This is a genomic window from Thermodesulfobacteriota bacterium, from assembly GCA_036482575.1.
Lineage (GTDB): Bacteria > Desulfobacterota > GWC2-55-46 > GWC2-55-46 > JAUVFY01 > JAZGJJ01.
The window spans coordinates 1-4,611 of the sequence record JAZGJJ010000022.1; the positions used below are offsets into that span (position 1 = coordinate 1).

Annotated in this window: 4 protein-coding genes; all 4 read left to right on the plus strand. The window is 57.8% G+C overall.

Annotation, left to right across the window (positions count from 1 at the left end):
* A partial coding sequence (locus tag V3W31_00795; GenBank protein ID MEE9613475.1) for a helicase-related protein occupies positions 1–576 on the plus strand: 576 nt, incomplete at its 5' end.
* Positions 577–725: 149 nt separating this feature from the next.
* On the plus strand, positions 726–1,148 hold the full coding sequence (locus V3W31_00800) for a prepilin-type N-terminal cleavage/methylation domain-containing protein (protein ID MEE9613476.1): 423 nt from the start codon (positions 726–728) through the stop codon (positions 1,146–1,148).
* A 91-nt stretch (positions 1,149–1,239) separates the two neighbouring features.
* The gene (locus V3W31_00805; protein ID MEE9613477.1) at positions 1,240–3,615 is read left to right on the plus strand and encodes a YfhO family protein; all 2,376 of its coding nucleotides are present in this window, start codon (positions 1,240–1,242) and stop codon (positions 3,613–3,615) included.
* Positions 3,616–3,636: 21 nt separating this feature from the next.
* The coding region (locus V3W31_00810) for a glycosyltransferase family 39 protein (protein ID MEE9613478.1) at positions 3,637–4,611 on the plus strand (975 nt) is incomplete at its 3' end.

Sequence of the window (4,611 nt, forward strand, 5' to 3'; positions counted from 1 at the left end):
GATATCTTCCCCGAGCTCAAAGTCGGGCTCCTCCACGGCAGGATGAAAGGGGTCGAGAAGGAAGCCGCCATGGGAGAGTTCAAAAAGAAGAAGATAGACGTGCTGGTCTCCACCACCGTCATCGAGGTCGGGGTGGACGTGCCGAACGCCACGGTGATGCTCGTCGAGCATGCCGAGAGGTTCGGGCTCGCCCAGCTCCACCAGTTAAGGGGGAGGGTGGGCAGGGGGGAGCGGGCCTCCCAATGTCTCCTTCTCGCCGCGCATACCGGCGGGGAGGACACGTGGAAGAGGCTCAAGGTCATGGAAGAGACCACCGACGGCTTCCGCATAGCCGAGGAGGACTTGAAGATACGGGGACCGGGTGACTTCCTCGGCCTCGGCACCCGCCAGGCGGGCATACCGGAGTTCAGGACAAAGGGGGCGATGGCGGACCTCTCTCTCCTCAAGAAGGCGCGGGACGAGGCGCGAGACTTCCTGAATTCCGACCCGGAGCTTAAAGGGACGGAGGCCGGGAGTATCACGGCGGTCCTCAAGGCCAGATGGCGGGACAGGCTCGAGCTGGCGGAGGTGGGTTGAGGACGGTACCTGAGCGCTTAAGCGGCTTCAAGTAAGAGTCGTTCGAAGGGGCCGTAAGAATTTTTATTGATTTTTTCTTGACAATATAGTATTATTCGGTATAGTTAAAAATTGAAGCGTCAAAAACAGCACGTAAAAGGAGGCTGCAGATGCCAAGAAATAACAAAGGTTTTACTCTGATCGAGCTCGTTATGGTCATAGTCATTCTCGGCATACTCGCCGCAGTGGCCATACCGAGGTTCATAGACCTGAGTGAGGAGGCGAGGGTTTCCACGGCAAAGGGTATCGCCGGAGCGATAATGGGTACCGCCACAATGCTCCACGCGCAGTACCTGCTTGACAATGCTCAGACGTACGAAACGGGAACCAGCTCAACAGCAGGGTGTCCCTCTAACGGTCAGATCCTTTGCGACGCGAACATCTCGGGCGGGCCTACCGTTACAGCCGCTAACATTACGTACGGGTCGGATACCAACACGACCGTTACGATATATGTGGATCCGGTCAACTCCTACACCATGACCCTGACGCTGAACAGCGCCAACGGGCCGAGCGTAGCATATAGCTTCTAACCTGATTTCGTGCAAAGCGGCCTGTGAGGGTCCGAGCCTGAGCGTACTGCAAAAATTTTTAGTTGTCTCATGGCTCGCCCTCCTGGCCGTTTTGTACTTCCACCCCGTCCTGAACGGGACCTACCTCCTGACCGAGAGAGACCTCTCGGTCTTTTTTATTCCGCTAAGGTTACTGTGGGTCGAGGCCGTGTTCAGCGGCGAGTTCCCGCTATGGAACCCGTACTCCTTCAGCGGCCACCCGCTTCTGGCCACGCTCCAGCCGGGGGTGTTATATCCCCCGAACCTCCTCTTTCTGCTTCTGCCGTTTGACATCGCCTTCAACTGGATAATAGTCCTCCATTATTTTCTGGCAGCCCTCTTCACCTTCCTCCTCCTGCGTGAGTTAAAAGCAAGTCCGGCCGGCTCGCTCATCGGGGCCGTTACCTTCATGCTGGGCGGCTACCTGCTATCGGTCCACAGCCTGCTGAACACGCTGCTTTCGGTCGTGTGGACGCCCCTTCTTATCCTAACCTTCCTCCGGGCGTTACGGAGAGGGTCGGGGTGGTACGCTGTACTCTCCGGCGTAATACTGGCCGTTATGTTCACGGGCGGCGGTATAGAGGTGGTTTACGCTACGACGGGGCTGCTTCTCTTTCTCGTGTTCATGCCCCATGCCATGGACGGGGGCGTGTCGCAGGAGAAGGGGGAGGGGGGGGGAACCCGTCTGCCTAAAAGGCTCGGGCTCCTCGCGGCGGCAATAGCCATATTCCTTCTCCTCTCCGCCGTACAACTCCTCCCTTTCCTCGAACTCACCCGATACTCTACAAGGGCGGGGGGGCTGAGCTATTCCGACGCGACCATCTGGTCCATGAAGTTCCAGGATCTCTTGCAGTTCTTCATTACGGACCCCCACGGCTATGTTATGTCGGACGAGAAGTACTGGTCGAACCAAAGCTGGCTGAAGACCATATACACGGGCGCCATACCGTTTATCATGTCGCTTTTTTTCCTTCGCGAAAGAAAGAGAGGGGCCCTACCGTTTGTCTTAATCGCCCTTCTCTCCCTCGTGCTCGCCATGGGGGAGAATACGCCCCTTTACCGCCACCTCTTCGACTGGTTCCCGTTCTTCGATAAGATCCGCTACCCCGTCAAGTTTCTTTTCCTCGCGATCCTCTTACTTTCGGTATCGGCCGGGCTGGGCTACGACAGTCTCAGGAGGGGCATGGAAGAGGGGAGAGCGGGCTGGAAGCGGGCCGCCCTGCTGCTCCTCGCTCTCTCAACCCTCGCGGCACTTGCCTTCGGCGGGCTCAACTTCTTCAACGCCGAAGTAAAAGAACTTCTCATAAGCCGGGGCTACGATTACCCGGAATATAACCACGTAGAGATAAACCTGTTCAATACGAAGAGGCTGCTCTTCTTTTTCATCGTCACCACGGTCGTAATCTACGCCTCTTCAAGGTCCCGGCCATTCAGGAAAGCCCTCCCGATACTGCTTCTTGCGATCCTCACGGCCGACCTCTTCTTCGCGCACAGGGGCTACTACTACAGCGTAACGGCGGAAGAGTACCACAGGGAGGGTGAGGTAATGAAGTCCCTCCCCGAGGACCCCTCTCTCTTCCGGGTCTTCGTCACGCCGAAGACGATGGAGGAAGAGGAAGGGACCGCGGTCAGGTTCCTGGACACATGGAAGGAGAGGCTCGAAGGTTTCAACATTGAACACCATATTTTCAATATCGACGGCGCGACGGCAATGAAGAGGGGAGACCACACCTTCATAAAAAACCTTATAGAGATACAACCCGCGGTGGACTCCACCAACCTGCTCGCCATGCTTAACGTAAAGTACGTGGTTTCCATCCCGCCGATAGAGTCAGACGAGTTCCGGCTGCTCGAAGTCGTAGGTGCGGCGGCGGACGGCACGGCGGAGATGAAGGCGTTTGAGGATAAAGAAGCATACAAGGTCTATGAAAACCTGAACTACCTGCCGAGGTTCTTCCTGGTAAGAAAAGTCCGTATCATGGAAGACGGCGAAGGGTACACGGACGTGATGAAAGGGAAGGGGTTCCTCCCCGGCGAGGAGGTGCTTCTCCACAAAGACCCGTGGGTGGCTGCGGGCATAGAACCCCCGGGGGAGGGGGAGGGGGGGGAGAAGGGAGAAGGGGACGCCGAGGAGCGGGTGGTCGTGAAAGATTACCGTATGAACGGTATAGAGCTTGATGTCGAGCTGAAGAGGCCGGCGATACTCGTGGCGAGCGAGAGCTGGTACCCGGGATGGAAGGTCTACGTGGACGGGGTGGAAAGGGAGGTGCTGCGGGCCAACCTGGTCCTGAGAGCCGTGGCGCTGGAAAAGGGAGCGCACGAGGTGGTCTTCCGTTACGAGCCCCTGAGCTTCCGCCTGGGCCTTTATATAACGCTTGCGACGATCCTCTCGTTAACGGCCCTCGGGTTCTTTTATCTCTTCCGGCGCAGGGGCGGGACGCATGGATAAACGGGGAATGGAGATATAGATATGGAAATAAATCCGGTGGAAGCGCGGCAGAACGCGGCGGGCCCGGAGAAGCTCACCCCCGCTCAGCTCTGCGCGGTCTTCGTCCTGCTTCTGAGTTTTCTCGCCCAGGCCATCCTCAGCATGCGGGACGACGCCCCCACATTCGACGAGCTGATAAACCCATCGGTCGGCTACGCCGAACTGTTTACGCGGGACTTCGGTTTTATCCACGACCACCCGCCCCTTGGCAGGATCGTTACGGCACTTCCACTGCTTTTCCTTAAGCCCGACCTTCCACCCCTACAGGCCCTTTCCGAGCGGGGTGAGGAGTCGCAGGTGGCCAGGTATGGTTTTTCCAACGACTTCTTCTACGAGGCGAACGATAACGCCGACGAGCTTCTTTTCTGGAGCAGGGTCCCGGTGGTGTTTCTCTCGCTCCTTCTCGCCCTCGCGGTATTCTTGTGGGCGAGGGAGCTGTACGGCAACTACGCCGGCCTGTTCGCCCTCTTCCTCTACTGCTTCGAGCCGAACATAATCGCCCATTCCAGGTTTACAGGCAAGGACCTCCCGGTGGTGCTCTTCACTTTCTTGACGATATACCTGTTCTGGCGCTACGCCAGGACCCCCTCCGTAACGAACATGGTCTCCACCGGCGCGTGCCTGGGACTGGCCCTCCTCTCGAAGTACTCCGCCATCATGCTCTTTCCCATGCTGCTGGTTCTTGCCGTCCTGACCCCCGGTCGTACGTCAAAGAGACCGTTCACCACGTTAGTGGGCGTATCGGCCGTGGCCGCGGCGGTGATCTTCCTCCTGTACGGCACCCAGTGGCGGATATTCGCAAGCGGCGTTTATAACGCCGTCGCCCATTACCAGGGCACCCACCCGGCCTTCCTCATGGGCGAGTATTCCCGGGAGGGCTGGTGGTACTACTTCCCAATAGCCTTCCTCATTAAAACACCCATCCCTCTGTTAACCTTCATTGCCTGCGCGCTTATA